This window comes from Asaia sp. A2 (assembly GCF_057319415.1).
Genome location: NZ_JBXWTO010000040.1, coordinates 1 through 571, shown reverse-complemented (window position 1 = coordinate 571; position 571 = coordinate 1). Strand labels below are relative to the sequence as shown.

Sequence of the window (571 nt, the reverse complement as noted above, 5' to 3'; positions counted from 1 at the left end):
GCCGAACGCACCCGCGACGGGCTTTGGAAGAGGATCGGCAAACTCATCGATCAGGTCGCGCCCGCAGAATGTGCCAACTTCTTCACCGCCGCTGGATACGAGCCAGATTGAGAGGAAAACGCTCTAGCCCGATGTAGGTGGTCATTGCTGACTTCTCCTCACTATTTCTTCAGCCATGAAAGAGTGGATTGCATATGGCAACGAGAAAAGCGGCGGTGCCTCGGTGCATCAACTCCGGTCTGACCGCGCTAGAGCGTTTTCGTTGCTGATTGAATCATTTGGGATTCCCAATCTGTGTGTGATCTGATTCAAGGTAACGGCCGGGATGGAGGCCGGCGCTGGATGTCGTCACGCACCCTGTCTCTGGATTTACGCGCCCGCGTTGTCGCGGCGGTTTCAAAGGGCCTGTCCCGCCGGCAGGCTGCCGAGCGCTTCGGCGTCAGCCCGGCGAGTGCGGTTCGCTGGTGTGCCCTGGCCGCGTCGACTGGCAGCCCCGCAGCAAAACCACGCGGTGGGGATCGACTGTCACACAGGATCGAAGCACAGGCCGACCGGATCCATGCCCTGATCG

The 571-nt window shown here is 60.2% G+C and carries 1 protein-coding gene and 1 pseudogene; both read left to right on the top strand.

Features of this window, described 5'->3' with window-relative positions:
- Positions 1 to 111 (top strand): annotated as a pseudogene (locus ACWNRM_RS15170) (IS630 family transposase); the annotation flags it as partial.
- Positions 112 to 342: 231 nt separating this feature from the next.
- Positions 343 to 571, top strand: a 229-nt coding sequence (locus tag ACWNRM_RS15165) for a helix-turn-helix domain-containing protein (protein WP_485171510.1), incomplete at its 3' end; no start/stop codon positions are given.